The sequence below is a fragment of the Peribacillus sp. SIMBA_075 genome (assembly GCF_046534585.1).
Window position 1 is genome coordinate 1 of the sequence record NZ_JAWRYN010000470.1, and the last position, 277, is coordinate 277.

1 protein-coding gene is annotated in these 277 nt (G+C 41.9%); it reads left to right on the plus strand.

The features are described 5' to 3' along the window. On the plus strand, positions 1 to 277 hold a 277-nt coding region (locus SB775_RS29040), incomplete at both ends, for an AIPR family protein (protein ID WP_410864672.1).

Sequence of the window (277 nt, forward strand, 5' to 3'; positions counted from 1 at the left end):
GGGGCAAGTGTGGTTGCGAACTCTATACGGATGCAGGGGATACAGATTGTAAATGGTCTTCAAACGACTGAGTCTGTTTACCGATATTTTTCCGAAAATCGAGGCTTGGAGGATTCGCGTGCCATCTTGGTTAAAGTTATAGTGTCAAATGAGGACTCGGTTCGGGATTCGATTATTAGGGCGACAAATAATCAGACAGACGTTGAGCAAATGTCGCTTCATGCTACCGATAGAATTCAAAGAAATATTGAAGAGGTTTTATATAGGAATGGCATAT